Annotated in this window: 13 protein-coding genes and 2 tRNA genes; 10 read left to right on the top strand and 5 right to left on the bottom strand. The window is 57.3% G+C overall.

Annotated elements, in window-relative coordinates; all coding sequences use genetic code 11:
• The first annotated feature begins 42 nt into the window (after window positions 1-42).
• Both OXR61_RS21410 and OXR61_RS21415 read left to right on the top strand, forming a co-directional pair.
• Window positions 43-119, top strand: a tRNA-Asp gene (locus tag OXR61_RS21410).
• An 8-nt stretch (window positions 120-127) separates the two neighbouring features.
• A tRNA-Trp gene (locus tag OXR61_RS21415) sits at window positions 128-203 on the top strand.
• Between the two features lie 103 nt (window positions 204-306).
• On the opposite strand, the gene hdfR is transcribed toward OXR61_RS21415, so the two are convergent.
• A complete protein-coding gene (gene hdfR, locus OXR61_RS21420; protein ID WP_031279770.1) occupies window positions 307-1,128 on the bottom strand; it encodes an HTH-type transcriptional regulator HdfR in 822 nt (273 codons plus the stop codon).
• Window positions 1,129-1,249: 121 nt separating this feature from the next.
• On the opposite strand from hdfR, the gene OXR61_RS21425 reads away from it, so the two are divergent.
• Entirely contained in the window at window positions 1,250-1,588 is a 339-nt protein-coding gene (locus tag OXR61_RS21425; protein ID WP_021507919.1) for a DUF413 domain-containing protein, read from the top strand.
• Window positions 1,589-1,616: 28 nt separating this feature from the next.
• On the opposite strand, the gene OXR61_RS21430 is transcribed toward OXR61_RS21425, so the two are convergent.
• The gene (locus OXR61_RS21430; RefSeq protein ID WP_021507918.1) at window positions 1,617-3,137 is read right to left on the bottom strand and encodes a YifB family Mg chelatase-like AAA ATPase; all 1,521 of its coding nucleotides are present in this window, start codon (window positions 3,135-3,137) and stop codon (window positions 1,617-1,619) included.
• 328 nt (window positions 3,138-3,465) lie between these two features.
• On the opposite strand from OXR61_RS21430, the gene ilvL reads away from it, so the two are divergent.
• The 6 genes from ilvL to ilvA all read left to right on the top strand — a co-directional run bounded on the left by ilvL (window position 3,466) and on the right by ilvA (window position 10,025).
• Complete coding sequence (gene ilvL / locus OXR61_RS21435; RefSeq protein ID WP_071813600.1) at window positions 3,466-3,564, top strand: ilv operon leader peptide; 99 nt, start codon at window positions 3,466-3,468, stop codon at window positions 3,562-3,564.
• A 149-nt stretch (window positions 3,565-3,713) separates the two neighbouring features.
• Window positions 3,714-5,360: an acetolactate synthase 2 catalytic subunit gene (ilvG, locus tag OXR61_RS21440; RefSeq protein ID WP_021507917.1), complete on the top strand. Its 1,647-nt coding sequence runs from the start codon at window positions 3,714-3,716 to the stop codon at window positions 5,358-5,360.
• Entirely contained in the window at window positions 5,357-5,614 is a 258-nt protein-coding gene (ilvM, locus tag OXR61_RS21445) for an acetolactate synthase 2 small subunit (protein ID WP_008106624.1), read from the top strand. Before ilvG ends, ilvM begins: the two co-directional genes overlap by 4 nt.
• An 18-nt stretch (window positions 5,615-5,632) precedes the next feature.
• The gene (locus OXR61_RS21450) at window positions 5,633-6,562 is read left to right on the top strand and encodes a branched-chain amino acid transaminase (RefSeq protein ID WP_021507916.1); all 930 of its coding nucleotides are present in this window, start codon (window positions 5,633-5,635) and stop codon (window positions 6,560-6,562) included.
• A gap of 61 nt (window positions 6,563-6,623) precedes the next feature.
• Window positions 6,624-8,474 carry a dihydroxy-acid dehydratase gene (ilvD, locus tag OXR61_RS21455; RefSeq protein WP_021507915.1) on the top strand — a complete coding sequence of 617 codons (1,851 nt, stop codon included), beginning with the start codon at window positions 6,624-6,626 and terminating at the stop codon, window positions 8,472-8,474.
• Between the two features lie 6 nt (window positions 8,475-8,480).
• Entirely contained in the window at window positions 8,481-10,025 is a 1,545-nt protein-coding gene (gene ilvA, locus OXR61_RS21460; protein ID WP_021507914.1) for a threonine ammonia-lyase, biosynthetic, read from the top strand.
• Between the two features lies 1 nt (window position 10,026).
• Here the strand turns inward: ilvA and ilvY are convergent, their stop codons facing one another.
• Window positions 10,027-10,908 carry an HTH-type transcriptional activator IlvY gene (gene ilvY / locus OXR61_RS21465; protein ID WP_021507913.1) on the bottom strand — a complete coding sequence of 294 codons (882 nt, stop codon included), beginning with the start codon at window positions 10,906-10,908 and terminating at the stop codon, window positions 10,027-10,029.
• Window positions 10,909-11,070: 162 nt separating this feature from the next.
• On the opposite strand from ilvY, the gene ilvC reads away from it, so the two are divergent.
• Entirely contained in the window at window positions 11,071-12,546 is a 1,476-nt protein-coding gene (gene ilvC, locus OXR61_RS21470) for a ketol-acid reductoisomerase (protein ID WP_021507912.1), read from the top strand.
• 315 nt (window positions 12,547-12,861) lie between these two features.
• Here ilvC and OXR61_RS21475 read toward each other — a convergent pair whose 3' ends face one another.
• The gene (locus OXR61_RS21475) at window positions 12,862-14,196 is read right to left on the bottom strand and encodes an MFS transporter (protein ID WP_021507911.1); all 1,335 of its coding nucleotides are present in this window, start codon (window positions 14,194-14,196) and stop codon (window positions 12,862-12,864) included.
• A gap of 289 nt (window positions 14,197-14,485) precedes the next feature.
• Entirely contained in the window at window positions 14,486-15,487 is a 1,002-nt protein-coding gene (yhjD, locus tag OXR61_RS21480) for an inner membrane protein YhjD (protein WP_021507910.1), read from the bottom strand.
• Window positions 15,488-15,533: the final 46 nt, after the last annotated feature.

Consider the following 15,533-nt stretch of genomic DNA (forward strand, 5'->3'; position numbering starts at 1 on the left):
CACCTGAAATCAGCGACGGTCTGATATCAGTACAGAATCGGTGGAGCGGTAGTTCAGTTGGTTAGAATACCTGCCTGTCACGCAGGGGGTCGCGGGTTCGAGCCCCGTCCGTTCCGCCACCCTAATTAGGGGCGTAGTTCAATTGGTAGAGCACCGGTCTCCAAAACCGGGTGTTGGGGGTTCGAGTCCCTCCGCCCCTGCCAGAAAATAATCCTTTGCTTCGGCAAAGGATTTTTTTGCCTGAAATTCGGCACAGGCAAGAGCCTGAGTTTCATTTCTTCCACTCAAACTCCCTCAATTATTGCTTCAGTGAGTCAGGACCGGATATTTAAGCAGCTGCCGAATGTGTGCCTGTTGATCGCTATTCTGCAGCCATACCGCATATAACGGTCGCACTGCGACAGGTGTGTCTGGAATAACCATCAAATCGCTGTAAATGCCGTGCCAGAAATCAGGTAAAAAAGCGCAGGCTCCCGTGGTATGCAGCAATTCGCGGGTCACATGTGCTGAAGTGGTAGTTAATACCGGTACGTCATCACTGGAAAGATAACTTTCATGCTGATGGAAATCCGCGCCCCACTCGAGTTTGATGTAATCATATTTTTCACGCTTTTCAGTTTTGCGTGCGCGAAAGAGCGCGAGTGAAATATGACCGATCTGCTGACTGGTGAGTTCATCCATTTTTGGCGCTTCGGTGGTGATCAGCAAATCGAGCTGACGCTCATGTAACTGCTTGACCAGCAAATGGCGCTGAGCAATACGTGCTTCCAGATGCAGGCTCTCCCGGTTCTCGTATAGCGTCTGCAGCCAGGGCGTAAGATACGCTTCCCAGAGCGATGCACTGGCACCGATTGATAGCTCATGGTGCTGCTGGGTATGCGAAACCTCCTTTTTTGCCATCAGCCAGGTACTCATCAGGCTCTCAGCGTAGGGCAATAAGCGCTCGCCTGCTGAAGTCAGCCGGATATTATTGCGGTGACGGGTAAAAAGATTAACGCCCAGCTGATTTTCCAGCTGACGGATGCGAAAACTAACGGCAGATTGCGTGAGGTAAAGCGCTTCAGCAGCACGCCCGAAATGACGCGTTCTGCTCACTTCGAGGAAAGTTTTCAGTAATTCCGTATCCACAGCATTCTCCCAAAAAATGTTTGTCGTACTGATTTAAATGTTTTGTTTTACACTCTGTCAAGCCTATCTAATACTCCGCGCCATAAATAGCACGGCCATATGAGAATCAGGAGCGTGTAAGATGGCGGACAGCTTCGCAACAACTAATCGTTTCTTTGATAACAAACATTACCCTCGTGGTTTTTCGCGTCATGGTGACTTCACCATTAAAGAAGCTCAGCTTCTGGAACGCCACGGATACGCTTTCAACGAACTGGATCTCGCTAAGCGCGATCCGGAGACCGAAGAAGAGCGTCTGTTTATTGAAGTCTGTCGTGGTCTGCGTGAGCCGCAGACTGAGGCTGAACGTGTCTGGTCAAAATACACTGCACGTATCAAGCGTCCGAAACGTTTTCATACCTTGTCCGGCGGTAAACCGCAGATGGACACGGTGGAAGACTTCAGCGATAGCGACGATTAACATGACGGGGCTGATTTCAGCCCCGTTGTCATTCCAGGCTTTTATGCAGGTAAATCAGTAAACGATCGATACTGCGATATCCCACCGCCTCCTGCAGATGCTGACGCGTAATCTGCCGTTCACCCGCTAAATCTGCGATGGTTCTCGCCACCTTTAAGATGCGCTGCCATGCACGCACCGATAATCCCAGTGCATTCAGGATCTCCTCCAGCCATTCCGCGTCCTGCTGCTGTAACACACAATCACGGGCGATCTCCGGATTCGACAGCTGCGCATTCACTTTGCCCGCGCGTGCCATCTGTATCGCCCGGGCGGCCAGTACGCGGGCGCGCACCTGCGCGCTGGTTTCGCTGTGCTGCTGCTTCTGGCTAAGCGAGCCGCCCGGTAGCAGCGGAATCTCCAGCGACAGGTCGAAGCGATCCAGAAACGGGCCAGACAGCCGGCTGAGATAGCGCAGCACCTGCTGCGGCGTGCAGCGATTATGATTCCCCTGATAATGACCCGTCGGGCTGGGATTCATTGCACCAATCAGCTGAAAGCGCGCAGGGAAAGTGACTTTGGCGCGGGAACGGGAAATGGCGATTTCACCGGACTCAATCGGTTCGCGTAACGCATCCAGCGCTTTGCGCTCAAACTCGGGCAGTTCATCAAGAAACAGCACCCCATTGTGCGCCAGCGAAATTTCGCCCGGCCGCGGCAGGGATCCTCCGCCGACCAGCGCATACAGCGATGCGCTGTGATGAGGCGCTCTGAACGGCCGTCTACGCCACTGATGATGTAGCGTACCGCTGCTGACCAGGCTGGCAATTGCGGCGCACTCCAGCGCTTCCTGGTCATCCAGCGGCGGCATAATGCCGGGCAATCGGGTTGCCAGCATGGTCTTACCGGTGCCGGGCGGGCCCAGCAGCAACAGGTTATGGCCACCGGCGGCGGTAATTTCCAGCGCGCGCCGTCCCTGCTGCTGGCCAATAATATCGCTCAGGTCCTGCTGCTCGTGCGGCACCGTTTCAGGCTGGTAATGGGCGACCGTCAGCGCCGTCTGGTTATGCAGGAAAGCGCAGATCTCCACCAGATGCTTGCCCACCAGCGTTTCACCCTGTTGTATCAGGCCGACATCCTGTTGATTCTGCTCCGCTAAGACCATCTGACGTCCGGCCTGCAGCGCCGCCATGGCAGCAGGAATCGCGGCCTGAACGCCACACAGCGCGCCGTTTAGCGCCAGCTCACCCAGGAACTCATAATGGGCCAGCTTATCGCCTGGCAGCTGCTCTGAGGCCGCGAGAATGGCGATAGCGATCGGCAGGTCGTAGCGCCCACCCTCTTTAGGTAAATCAGCTGGTGCGAGATTAATGGTGACGCGCTTCGCCGGAAAGGTGAAACCGCTATTGATAATGGCGCTGCGCACGCGTTCGCGGGCTTCTTTGACGGTGGTTTCCGGCAGACCTACCAGTGTCAATGCTGGCAGACCGTTGCTGATATGCACTTCAATCGTCACCAGTGGAGCCTGCACTCCGAGCGCCGCGCGTGTTAATACTTTCGATAAAGACATAACCGCTCCTTGTTGCCTTTATCCTTGCTGAAAAAAATCCACACGGCGACCGCTGAAACTATCATCCTGAAGCGGTATTCAGGAAAATCGCTGTGCTTTTCATCCTGTTCATTAATTTTCGCAGCCAGATCGCAAAAGCAAAATAACGGTTGCGTCGCGGGCGTAATGAATAATTATCACAAATGCGAATAACCTTTTACTTACAAAGCGATAACGCACGTCAACTGCGCGCGTCATAAAATTTTCCGATGAAAATTATTGTAAATCCCCTGCTAACTATGGTAACTCTGTAGGTATTACTTCGAACTAACGAAAAAACAGACGACACATGAAAGCCCTTCTACAAGTGATTAGCCTAGTCGTGATTAGCGTGGTGGTGATTATTAACCCACCGTGCGGGGCTACGCTTGGAGAAAGAAAGGCTTAAAAATCAAGCCTGGAATTCGAAAAACCCCCGCACCGTAAGGTCCGGGGGTTTTTTTTCGACCAGACGAAATATCAGCGAATCAGCGAGGAACAGATTATGAGCAGTAGCATAAAATTCTGTTGTTCCAGCAGGAATACAGGAGAATAACCATGACAGGTGCACAGTGGGTAGTTCAGGCTTTACGCGCGCAGGGTGTCGACACAGTGTTTGGTTATCCTGGCGGAGCAATCATGCCAGTGTACGATGCGCTCTACGATGGCGGCGTGGAACATCTACTGTGTCGTCATGAACAAGGTGCGGTGATGGCAGCGATCGGTTATGCGCGTGCGACCGGCAAAACCGGGGTTTGCATCGCGACTTCCGGACCGGGCGCCACCAACCTGATCACCGGGCTGGCCGATGCGATGATGGATTCCGTTCCGGTTGTCGCCATCACCGGGCAGGTCTCTTCAGCGTTTATCGGTACCGACGCCTTTCAGGAGATCGACGTTCTTGGCCTGTCATTAGCCTGCACTAAACACAGCTTCCTCGTTGAATCGCTGGATGATTTACCCTCGGTGATGGCGGAAGCTTTCGCCATCGCGCAGTCCGGCCGTCCGGGACCGGTGCTGGTCGACATTCCCAAAGATATTCAGATTGCCAGCGGTGACCTGACGCCGCACCTGCTGCCGGTTGAAGAGGCACTGAGCCATTCACCGCAGCACATTGCCGAAGCGCGCGCGCTGATGGCGCAAGCGCAAAAACCGATGCTGTATATCGGCGGCGGTGTCGGCATGGCGCAGGCCGTCCCGGCGCTGCGGGCTATGGCGCAGGAGACCGGCATCCCGATGGTTTCTACCCTGAAAGGGCTGGGCAGCGCCGAAGCCAGCAGCGATCTCTATCTCGGTATGCTCGGCATGCACGGCACCAAAGCGGCCAACCTGGCGGTGCAATCCTGTGATTTGCTGATTGCCGTCGGCGCACGCTTCGACGACCGCGTCACTGGTAAGCTGGATACCTTCGCGCCGCACGCCAGCGTCATCCATATTGATATCGATCCGGCGGAATTGAACAAACTGCGTCGCGCTCACGTTTCGCTGCAGGGCGATCTCAACCAGGTGTTGCCGGCGCTGAGCATGCCGCTGCAGATCGACGGCTGGCGTACCGAAGTTAAAGCGATGAACGCGGAGTTCGCGTGGCGTTACGACCATCCCGGCGAGGCGATCTACGCGCCGCTGCTGCTGAAGCAGTTGTCAGATCGTAAACCTGACAGCGCGGTGGTAACCACCGACGTTGGCCAGCATCAGATGTGGGCGGCACAGCACATGCGCTTCAGCGCGCCGGAAAACTTCATCACCTCCAGCGGTCTGGGCACCATGGGCTTTGGGCTGCCGGCTGCGGTGGGCGCGCAGGTTGCCCGTCCGGATGACACCGTTATCTGCGTGTCCGGTGACGGCTCAATCATGATGAATATTCAGGAGCTGGGCACCATCAAGCGTAAGCAGCTGCCGGTAAAAATCCTGCTGCTGGATAACCAGCGTCTTGGCATGGTTCGCCAGTGGCAGCAGCTGTTCTTTGATGGCCGCTACAGCGAAACCATCCTCACCGATAACCCCGATTTCCTCACGCTGGCCAGCGCCTTTGATATTCCGGGCCAGCGCATTAGCCGTAAAGATCAGGTCGACGCCGCGATTGATGCTCTGCTGAACAGTGAAGGTCCTTACTTCCTGCATGTTGCGATTGATGAGCATGAAAACGTCTGGCCACTGGTACCGCCGGGTGCCAGCAACGCAAACATGATGGAGAAAACCGTATGAACCAGCATCAATTGTCTATCGAAGCCCGCTTTCGCCCTGAAATATTGGAGCGCATTTTGCGCGTCGTGCGTCACCGTGGCTTCCAGGTCTGCGCGATGAATATGGCGTCCGCCGTCAATGCGGAGAACATTAATATCGAAATGACCGTTGCCAGCCAGCGCTCAGTCGATTTACTGTCTTCGCAGTTAAGCAAACTTATGGATGTCGCCTGTGTCGAGATCCAGCAACAGACAACACAACAAATCCGCGCCTAGTCGCCAAAGGAAATAACAATGAGTACGAAGAAAGCAGACTTTATCTGGTTCAATGGAGAGATGGTTAAGTGGGAAGACGCTAAGGTTAGCGTTATGTCTCACGCACTGCATTACGGCACCTCTGTGTTCGAAGGCGTTCGCTGCTACGACTCACACAAAGGTCCGGTGGTGTTCCGTCACCGTGAACACATGCAGCGTCTGCACGACTCCGCCAAAATTTACCGTTTCCCGATCAAAGCCAGCGTGGATGAGTTGATGGAAGCGTGCCGCGAAGTCATCCGCGTCAATAAACTGAAGAGTGCCTACATTCGTCCGCTGGCCTTTGTCGGCGACGTGGGCCTCGGCGTTAACCCGCCAGACGGCTTCACCACCGATGTGATCATCGCTGCGTTCCCGTGGGGGGCTTACCTGGGCGCCGAAGCGCTGGAGCAGGGCATTAACGCCATGGTTTCTTCCTGGAATCGCGTGGCGCCAAATACCCTGCCAACCGCGGCGAAAGCAGGCGGTAACTATCTCTCTTCCCTGCTGGTTGGCAGCGAAGCGCGCCGCCACGGCTATCAGGAAGGTATCGCGCTGGATACCCAGGGTTATATCTCCGAAGGTGCTGGCGAAAACCTGTTTGAAGTGAAAGACGGCATCCTGTTCACCCCGCCGTTCACCTCTTCAGCGCTGCCGGGCATCACCCGCGACGCCATCATCAAGCTGGCGAAGGATCTCGGTATCGAAGTGCGCGAGCAGGTGCTGTCTCGCGAATCACTGTACCTGGCGGATGAAGTGTTCATGTCCGGTACTGCCGCAGAAATCACGCCGGTACGCAGCGTGGACGGCATCCAGGTGGGTGAGGGCAAACGTGGCCCGGTGACCACCAAAATCCAGCAGGCGTTCTTTGGCCTGTTCACCGGCGAAACCGAAGACAAGTACGGCTGGCTGGATCAGGTGAATCCATAACAAGACAGTAACGCGGGTGCAGCAGCGCCCGCGTCATTTTTCAGACTGGAGTAAATAGAGCATGCCTAAGTACCGTTCCGCCACCACCACCCATGGTCGTAACATGGCGGGTGCCCGTGCCCTGTGGCGCGCCACCGGAATGACCGACGACGATTTCGGTAAGCCGATTATCGCCGTGGTCAACTCCTTCACCCAATTCGTACCGGGCCACGTGCACCTGCGCGATCTTGGCAAACTGGTCGCTGAGCAAATCGAAGCCGCGGGTGGTGTAGCCAAAGAGTTCAACACCATCGCGGTGGATGACGGTATCGCCATGGGTCATGGCGGCATGCTGTATTCACTGCCTTCACGTGAGCTGATTGCCGACTCCGTGGAATATATGGTGAATGCCCACTGCGCCGACGCCATGGTGTGTATCTCCAACTGCGACAAAATCACCCCCGGCATGCTGATGGCCTCGCTGCGCCTCAACATTCCGGTGATCTTTGTCTCCGGCGGTCCGATGGAAGCCGGTAAAACCAAGCTGTCAGACAAAATCATCAAGCTGGATCTGGTGGACGCGATGATTCAGGGGGCGAACCCGAACGTCAGCGATGCCGACAGCGAGCAGATTGAGCGTTCCGCCTGCCCGACCTGCGGCTCGTGCTCCGGCATGTTCACCGCCAACTCCATGAACTGCCTGACCGAAGCGCTGGGCCTGTCGCAGCCGGGCAACGGCTCGCTGCTGGCAACCCACGCCGATCGTAAAGACCTGTTCATCAACGCCGGCAAGCGCATCGTTAACCTGACCAAACAGTACTACGAGCAGGATGATGCGCGCGTGCTGCCGCGTAACATCGCCAGCAAAGCCGCGTTCGAAAACGCCATGACGCTGGATATCGCCATGGGCGGTTCCACCAATACCGTGCTGCATCTGCTGGCCGCCGCGCAGGAAGGCGAGATCGATTTCAACATTTCCGACATCGATCGCCTGTCACGCAAAGTGCCGCACCTGTGCAAAGTGGCGCCGAGCACACAGAAATATCATATGGAAGATGTGCACCGCGCGGGCGGGGTAATCGGTATTCTTGGCGAGCTGGATCGTGCCGGCCTGCTGCACACCGACGTACGCAACGTGCTGGGCCTCAACCTGCGCGAAACCCTCGATCAGTACGACATCATGCTGACCAAAGACGAAGCGGTGAAGAAGATGTTCCGCGCCGGCCCGGCGGGCATCCGTACTACCCAGGCGTTCTCACAGGATTGCCGCTGGGATACGCTGGATGACGATCGTCAGGAAGGCTGTATCCGCACACGCGAACACGCGTTCTCTCAGGATGGCGGTCTGGCAGTGCTGTACGGCAACATGGCGGAAGATGGCTGCATCGTGAAAACTGCCGGCGTCGACAAAGAGATCCTCACCTTTAAAGGTCCGGCAAAAGTGTATGAAAGCCAGGACGATGCGGTAGAAGCGATTCTCGGCGGCAAAGTGGTCGCCGGTGATGTGGTGGTGATCCGCTACGAAGGGCCAAAAGGCGGTCCGGGCATGCAGGAAATGCTCTATCCGACCACTTATCTGAAATCGATGGGCCTTGGCAAAAGCTGTGCGCTGATCACTGACGGACGCTTCTCGGGCGGCACCTCGGGTCTCTCCATTGGCCACGCATCGCCGGAAGCGGCGAACGGCGGCACCATCGCGCTGGTTAAAGATGGCGACATCATTGAAATCGATATCCCGAATCGCGGCATTAAGCTGGCGGTACCGGATAACGAACTGCATGCCCGCCGTGAAGAAGAGGAAGCGCGTGGCGAAGCGGCTTATACGCCGCACGGTCGTGTGCGTCAGGTCTCCTTCGCACTGCGTGCTTATGCATCGCTCGCCACCAGCGCTGACAAGGGCGCGGTGCGCGATAAGTCTAAGCTGGGAGGCTAATCTCTGATGGCTGCGTCTCAACCGCTTTCCGCGTCGCCCAATGGCGCGGAGTATCTGCGCGCGGTGCTGCGTGCGCCTGTGTACGAAATTGCCCAGGTGACGCCGCTGCAAAAAATGGAAAAAATTTCGTCGCGTCTTGGCAACACCATTCTGGTGAAGCGCGAAGATCGCCAGCCGGTGCACAGCTTCAAGCTGCGCGGTGCCTACGCCATGATTGCCGGGCTGACGGAAGAGCAGAAAGCGCGCGGCGTGGTTACTGCTTCGGCGGGCAACCACGCGCAGGGCGTGGCGCTCTCGGCCAGCACGCTCGGCATCAGGTCACTGATTGTGATGCCAGTGGCAACGGCGGACATCAAGGTTGATGCAGTGCGCGCGTTTGGCGGTGAGGCTTACCTGTTCGGAGCCAACTTTGACGAGGCAAAAGCCAAAGCGATTGAGCTGGCGGAGCAGCAGGGTTACACCTTCGTGCCGCCGTTTGATCATCCGGCGGTGATTGCCGGTCAGGGCACGCTGGCGATGGAGCTGTTGCAGCAGGATGCGCATCTCGATCGCGTGTTTGTGCCGGTAGGCGGCGGCGGCTTAGCGGCGGGTGTGGCGGTACTGATTAAACAGCTGATGCCGCAAATCAAGGTTATCGCGGTCGAGTCGCAGGACTCTGCCTGCCTGAAGGCGGCGCTTGATGCCGGCGAGCCGGTGGATTTGCCGCGCGTCGGGCTGTTTGCCGAAGGCGTGGCGGTCAAGCGTATCGGCAGCGAAACCTTCCGCCTGTGCAAAGAATACCTCGACGACATTATCACCGTGGACAGCGATGCCATCTGCGCGGCGATGAAGGATCTGTTCGAGGATGTGCGTGCGGTGGCGGAGCCTTCCGGCGCGCTGGCGCTGGCGGGCATGAAGAAGTACATCCAGCAGCACGACATCAAAGGCGAGCGGCTGGCGCACGTGCTGTCGGGCGCCAACGTTAACTTCCACGGTCTGCGCTACGTCTCTGAGCGCTGTGAACTGGGTGAACAGCGTGAAGCACTGCTGGCGGTCACCATCCCTGAGCAGCAGGGCAGCTTCCTGCGTTTCTGCCAGACGCTGGGCGGCCGTGCGGTAACCGAGTTCAACTACCGTTATGCCGATGCCGACAACGCCTGCATCTTTGTTGGCGTGCGTTTAACGCGCGGCCTTGAGGAGCGCAGCGAGATCATCAGCCAGCTGGCTGAAGGCGGCTATCAGGTGGTGGATTTGTCGGATGATGAGATGGCGAAGCTGCACGTGCGCTACATGGTGGGCGGACGCCCGTCAAAACCGCTGCGTGAACGGCTGTTCAGCTTCGAATTCCCGGAAGCGCCGGGCGCGCTGCTGAAGTTTCTGCAGACGCTGGGTGCGCACTGGAATATTTCGCTGTTCCACTATCGTAGCCACGGCACCGATTTTGGTCGCGTGCTGGCGGCGTTCGAGATCAACGACAAAGAGCCGGATTTCGACACTCACCTCAACGCGCTCGGCTATGAGTGGCACGACGAGGCCAGCAATCCGGCGTTTCGCTTCTTCCTCGCCGGCTAAACTACAGCAGGTGCCAGAAAGCATTAATCAGCGGCTCCCCGAGCCGCTTTTTTTGTACGCATACGCCAAGCTCCAGCGGCGCCACCGACTCGACATTCTCCAGCGTCAGCACGCGATTGCGCACCGGTTCCGGACTGTTTTCCAGCACCACATCCGGCAGCAGCGCGATGCCGCAACCGAGCGCCACCATCGACACAATCGCCTCATGGCCTGACACCGTGGCGTAAATCTGCGGGTTGGCAATGCGGTGGCGGCGAAACCATAAATCAATACCGCGCCGCGCCGGCCCCTGATCCGGCAGGATAAAGGGAATCTGCGACCAGTCCGGCTGTTCCTGCGTCGCCTGGCTGCGCACCGGGCAGGGCAGCGCCGGGGCGATCAGCACCAGCGGGATCAAACCCAGCGGTGTAAAATCGATACTGGCGGGCAGCGACTCCGGCCGGCCGGCGATGGCCAGATCCGCTTCGCCGGACTGCACCATTTCAATGGCATCGGCGGCGTCGCCAGTGGTGAGTTTAATTTCCACCTGCGGATGCTCCGCGCGAAAGCGGTCGAGAATCGGCGGCAGATGGCTGTAGGCGGCGGTTACTGAGCAGAACAGGCGCAGCTCGCCGCTCAGCGACGGACCGTTGAGGTCCATGACATGGCGCAACTGCTGATACTGCAGCAGGGTCTGCTGAGCGAACTGACGCAGCCGCTCGCCGGCTTCGGTCAGCGTCACGGTGCGGTTGTCGCGCAGGAACAGCGCGTGTCCGACATCCTCTTCCAGCCGCTGAATCTGGCGTGATAATGTCGACGGGCTGACGTGCATGGCGCGCGCGGTGCGGCCAAAGTGGCAGCTTTCCGCCAGGTGAAGAAACAGTTTCAGGTCTCGTAAATCCATGCGCGTTTTGCCCTCAGCGTGATGTTGCAAATTCTGCAATGTGACGTTGTTAATATATCAATTTAAGCAACAGATTTCCTGTCATATGATGGGGTCATTCGCGGCGCTAAATCCGGCACCGTTACTGAACAAAAGCAAACACAACATCTGAGCGGAGTACCCATGGCTAACTACTTCAACACATTGAATCTGCGCAATCAGTTAGCGCAGTTAGGCAAATGTCGCTTCATGTCGCGCGATGAATTCGCGGATGGCGCTAGCTTCCTGAAAGGTAAGAAAGTGGTCATCGTCGGCTGCGGCGCGCAGGGCCTGAACCAGGGTCTGAACATGCGTGACTCTGGCCTCGATGTGTCTTACGCACTGCGCGCTGAAGCCATTGCTGAGAAGCGTGCGTCGTTCCGTAAAGCCACCGAAAACGGTTTTAAAGTGGGTACTTACGAAGAGCTGATCCCGCAGGCGGATCTGGTGGTTAACCTGACACCAGACAAGCAGCACTCTGCCGTTGTGCAGGCCGTTCAGCCGCTGATGAAAGACGGTGCCGCGCTGGGTTACTCTCACGGTTTCAACATCGTCGAAGTGGGCGAGACCATCCGTAAAGACATCACCGTGGTGATGGTGGCACCGAAGTGCCCGGGTACCGAAGTGCGTGAAGAGTACAAACGTGGCTTCGGCGTTCCAACGCTGATCGCTGTTCACCCGGAAAACGATCCAAAAGGCGAAGGCATGGCGATTGCCAAAGCCTGGGCTGCAGCCACCGGCGGCGACCGTGCAGGCGTGCTGGAATCGTCCTTCGTGGCAGAAGTCAAATCAGACCTGATGGGCGAGCAGACCATTCTGTGCGGTATGCTGCAGGCCGGTTCACTGCTGTGCTTCGACAAGCTGGTGGCTGAAGGTCACGACGCGGCGTACACCGAGAAACTGATTCAGTTCGGCTGGGAAACCATCACCGAATCGCTGAAGTTTGGCGGCATCACGCTGATGATGGATCGTCTGTCTAATCCGGCAAAAATCCGTGCTTACGCGCTGTCTGAGCAGCTGAAAACCATCATGGCACCGCTGTTCCAGAAGCACATGGATGACATCATCTCGGGTGAATTCTCTTCCGGTATGATGGCTGACTGGGCGAACGACGACAAAAACCTGCTGACCTGGCGTGAAGAGACCGGCAAAACCGCGTTCGAAAATGCCCCGCAGTTCGAAGGCAAAATCGACGAGCAGGAGTATTACGACAAAGGCGTGGTCATGGTCGCGATGGTGAAAGCGGGCGTTGAGCTGGCATTCGAAACCATGGTTGACGCGGGCATCATCGAAGAGTCGGCTTACTATGAATCGCTGCACGAGCTGCCGCTGATTGCCAACACCATCGCCCGTAAGCGTCTGTATGAAATGAACGTGGTAATTTCCGATACCGCAGAATACGGTAACTACCTGTTCTCCTTCGCGGCCGTTCCGCTGCTGAAAGAGTTCATGACCACGCTGCAGCCTGGCGATCTGGGCAAAGCGGTGGAAGGCACGCAGGTGGATAACGCGCAGCTGCGCGACGTGAACGAAGCGATCCGCCAGCATCCAATCGAAGCCGTTGGCCGCAAACTGCGTGGCTATATGACCGACATGAAACGCATCGCCGTCGCGGGCTAAGGCACGCGAGACACAGTTTTCAGCCCAATCAAACCCCGGCCTGCCGGGGTTTTTTTATGTCTTATGTCTGGGTGCAGAAGGGTTTTTCTCACCCTCGCCCTCGCCCTCGCCCTCGCCCTCACCCCGGCCCTCTCCCGTAAACGGGAGAGGGAGCGTCCGCGCGGTGTTGATGGATAAGTGCAGAAACATCAGCCCGCACCAAACGGTTCCCTCTCCCGCCAGCGGGAGAGGGCCAGGGTGAGGGACACACCGCACGATCCCCACACCGCCAATAAAAAACCCGGCCGGAGCCGGGTTCTGTCAACACGCAATCAATCACACCGCTTCATACAGCGTCTGGTGGCGCGTCTCTTTACAGGCGATCAGCGCGATCAGCGTCAGCACCGCCATGGAGGCCAGATAGAAGCCCACCGCCTGCAAGCCATAGTTCGCATTCAGCCAGGTCGCAATATAAGGCGCTACCGAGGCACCAAGAATCGACGACAGGTTGTAAGAGAACGACGCGCCGGTATAGCGTACTTCGGTCGGGAACAGTTCTGGCAGCAGCGCGCCCATCGGGCCGAATGTCAGACCCATAATACTCAGGCCGAGCAGCAGGAAGCCCATCACCAGAATCTGCGAGCCGGAGCCGAGCAGCAGCGGGAACATCAGCGCAAAGGCGATGATCATCAGCGTAATGGTGATCATCGTTTTGCGACGGCCAAAACGGTCCGCCAGCAGGCCGGCAATCGGCACCATCACGCCAAAACCGATGACCGCCACCATCAGCATCCACAGGAAGCTGTTACGCGAATAGCCGAGACCAACCGGCGCCGGCGCGGTGCCGTAGCTCATCGAATACACCGTCATAATGTAGAAAAGTGTATAGGTCGCCAGCATGATAAACGTGCCAAGAATGGTCGCGGTCATATGCTTGCTCAGCAGCGTACCGATGGGGATCCGCACCTGTTTCTTCTCTTTCTGCACTTTGGCAAACACCGGGCTCTCATGCAGCGATACGCGCACATACAGACCGATAATCACCAGCACCGCAGAAAGCACAAACGGCACGCGCCAGCCCCAGTTCATGAACTGCTCATCGGTCAGCAGCCACGAGAGCAGCAGGAACGTGCCATTGGCAAAGAAGAAGCCAATCGGTGCGCCCAGCTGCGGGAACGAGCCGTACAGCGCACGTTTCTTCGCCGGGGCGTTCTCGGTGGCCAGCAGCGCCGCGCCGCCCCATTCGCCGCCCAGTCCCAGGCCCTGACCAAAACGCGCCAGCGCCAGCAGCAGCGGTGCCGCCACGCCAATGGTCTGATAACCCGGCAGCAGGCCGATCAGTACGGTAGAAACGCCCATGGTCAGCAGCGAGGCAACCAGCGTCGCTTTACGGCCCACGCGGTCGCCAAAGTGACCAAACAGCGCGGAGCCAATAGGGCGCGCAACAAAGGCAATAGCGAAGGTCGCCAGCGATTGCAGTGTGGCAACCGTAGCATCACCCTGCGGGAAGAAGATATGCGGAAAAACGATTACCGCGGCGGTGGCATAGATATAGAAATCGAAGAATTCGATCGCAGTGCCGACCAGCGAGGCAACTACCACTTTACTGCGTGAGTTAACCGGTGTGCCGTCGTGTGGTTGGTCGGGTGTTTCGGAGATGGAGGCTTGCATAACTGTTTCTTAATTGTAAATGTAAACAAAGAATCTTACGCACCTGTTTTGCCGCATTCAATGACGAAAAACCGCGTCACACCGGGCTTTGGCGGCGAAAAAGAGGATAATTTCTGAGTTACGGCAATCGGCGGCGGATGGGAAGGGGAAGCGCGGCTTTTCTGGCGTGATTCTCTGCAAAAGGGCCAAATAAAAGTGACCCTCCAGCGTTTCCTGCTGGTTTTTGCTGCTTTAGTAGCCAGCAGGAAACATTTTTTGCTGTTGCGGCAAATGTAACTGAATTGTCGCGTTACGCCGGGTGATGCGGCTGCGACATCTCGGGATCATCCTTGTATTTTGCGGTGGCGATCCACGCGGCGCAGAACAGCGTCAGACGCGCGAAAAAGTAGAAGAAGGCCATCAGCCCCAGCACCGATCCAAAGGCGGCGCCGGAGGGCGACGTCGCCAGCTTCGGCAGCGTCAGCGTCATGACAAACTTGATCACTTCAAACCCAATCGCCGCCAGCAGCGTACCGCGCAGCAGCGCTTTTTTGCGTGGCTTGTGGCGCGGCAGGATCCAGAAAATCCACAGGAATAGCAGATAGTTGGCGAAGATGGAGATCGACAGCGCGATGATGGTCATCGCCGGCCGCAGCCACTCGATATCGCCCAGCCCCAGCGCATTCACGATCGCCGCCTGCGCTGCGCCGGCAATCGAGGTCAGCGACAGCGTAATCACCAGCGCCAGCATCAGACCCAGCAGCGAAACCAGGTCGCGCAGGTATTTCTTCCACCACTTCTCCTGGTCATCCGGCGTGCGTTCCCATACGTCACGCGACTGGGCGCGTACCGCTTCGCGCAGGTTACCCATCCAGTTGATGCCGGAGTAGAGTGCCAGCAGCAAACCGGTCAGGCCCACGGTCGCGCGCTGCTGAATCGCGGTATTGACGGTATTTTTCAGCGTGGTGGCCAGCGTCGGGTCGCTGATGCTGTTAACGATTTTGTTGATCAACTCAGAAAGCAGGTCCTGATTGGACGCCAGCACAAAGCCGACCGCCGCAAAGGAGACCATCAAAATCGGTATCAGCGAAAGAAATGAAAAATAGGTGATCGCCGCACCAAACTGACTGCCGAGGCGATCGTTAAAGCGCTCCAGCGCGCGCAAAAAGTGCGCCACTGCCGGGATCGCCTGAAACCAGGCGGCAAAGCGTGAGACGCGCCTGATCGAGCCATCCACCGTTTTGTTCCCGGTTTTGATATCAATCAGCGGCTTAGCTTCAGCCGCTGAGGCTTTTGTGGTTTTGTCCGTCATAGACCTTCTGCATCCTGTTCACAGCGAAAATAAAATTATAGCCTGC

Origin of the sequence: Pantoea sp. GM_Pan_4 (assembly GCF_026541005.1) — a bacterium.
Classification (GTDB): domain Bacteria; phylum Pseudomonadota; class Gammaproteobacteria; order Enterobacterales; family Enterobacteriaceae; genus Pantoea; species Pantoea dispersa.

Coding starts and splice junctions, on each gene's coding strand:
- OXR61_RS21425 (WP_021507919.1), top strand. CDS start 1,250: ATGGCGGACAGCTTCGCAACAACTAATCGTTTCTTTGATAACAAACAT.
- OXR61_RS21430 (WP_021507918.1), bottom strand. CDS start 3,137: ATGTCTTTATCGAAAGTATTAACACGCGCGGCGCTCGGAGTGCAGGCT.
- ilvL (WP_071813600.1), top strand. CDS start 3,466: ATGAAAGCCCTTCTACAAGTGATTAGCCTAGTCGTGATTAGCGTGGTG.
- ilvG (WP_021507917.1), top strand. CDS start 3,714: ATGACAGGTGCACAGTGGGTAGTTCAGGCTTTACGCGCGCAGGGTGTC.
- ilvM (WP_008106624.1), top strand. CDS start 5,357: ATGAACCAGCATCAATTGTCTATCGAAGCCCGCTTTCGCCCTGAAATA.
- OXR61_RS21450 (WP_021507916.1), top strand. CDS start 5,633: ATGAGTACGAAGAAAGCAGACTTTATCTGGTTCAATGGAGAGATGGTT.
- ilvD (WP_021507915.1), top strand. CDS start 6,624: ATGCCTAAGTACCGTTCCGCCACCACCACCCATGGTCGTAACATGGCG.
- ilvA (WP_021507914.1), top strand. CDS start 8,481: ATGGCTGCGTCTCAACCGCTTTCCGCGTCGCCCAATGGCGCGGAGTAT.
- ilvY (WP_021507913.1), bottom strand. CDS start 10,908: ATGGATTTACGAGACCTGAAACTGTTTCTTCACCTGGCGGAAAGCTGC.
- ilvC (WP_021507912.1), top strand. CDS start 11,071: ATGGCTAACTACTTCAACACATTGAATCTGCGCAATCAGTTAGCGCAG.
- OXR61_RS21475 (WP_021507911.1), bottom strand. CDS start 14,196: ATGCAAGCCTCCATCTCCGAAACACCCGACCAACCACACGACGGCACA.
- yhjD (WP_021507910.1), bottom strand. CDS start 15,487: ATGACGGACAAAACCACAAAAGCCTCAGCGGCTGAAGCTAAGCCGCTG.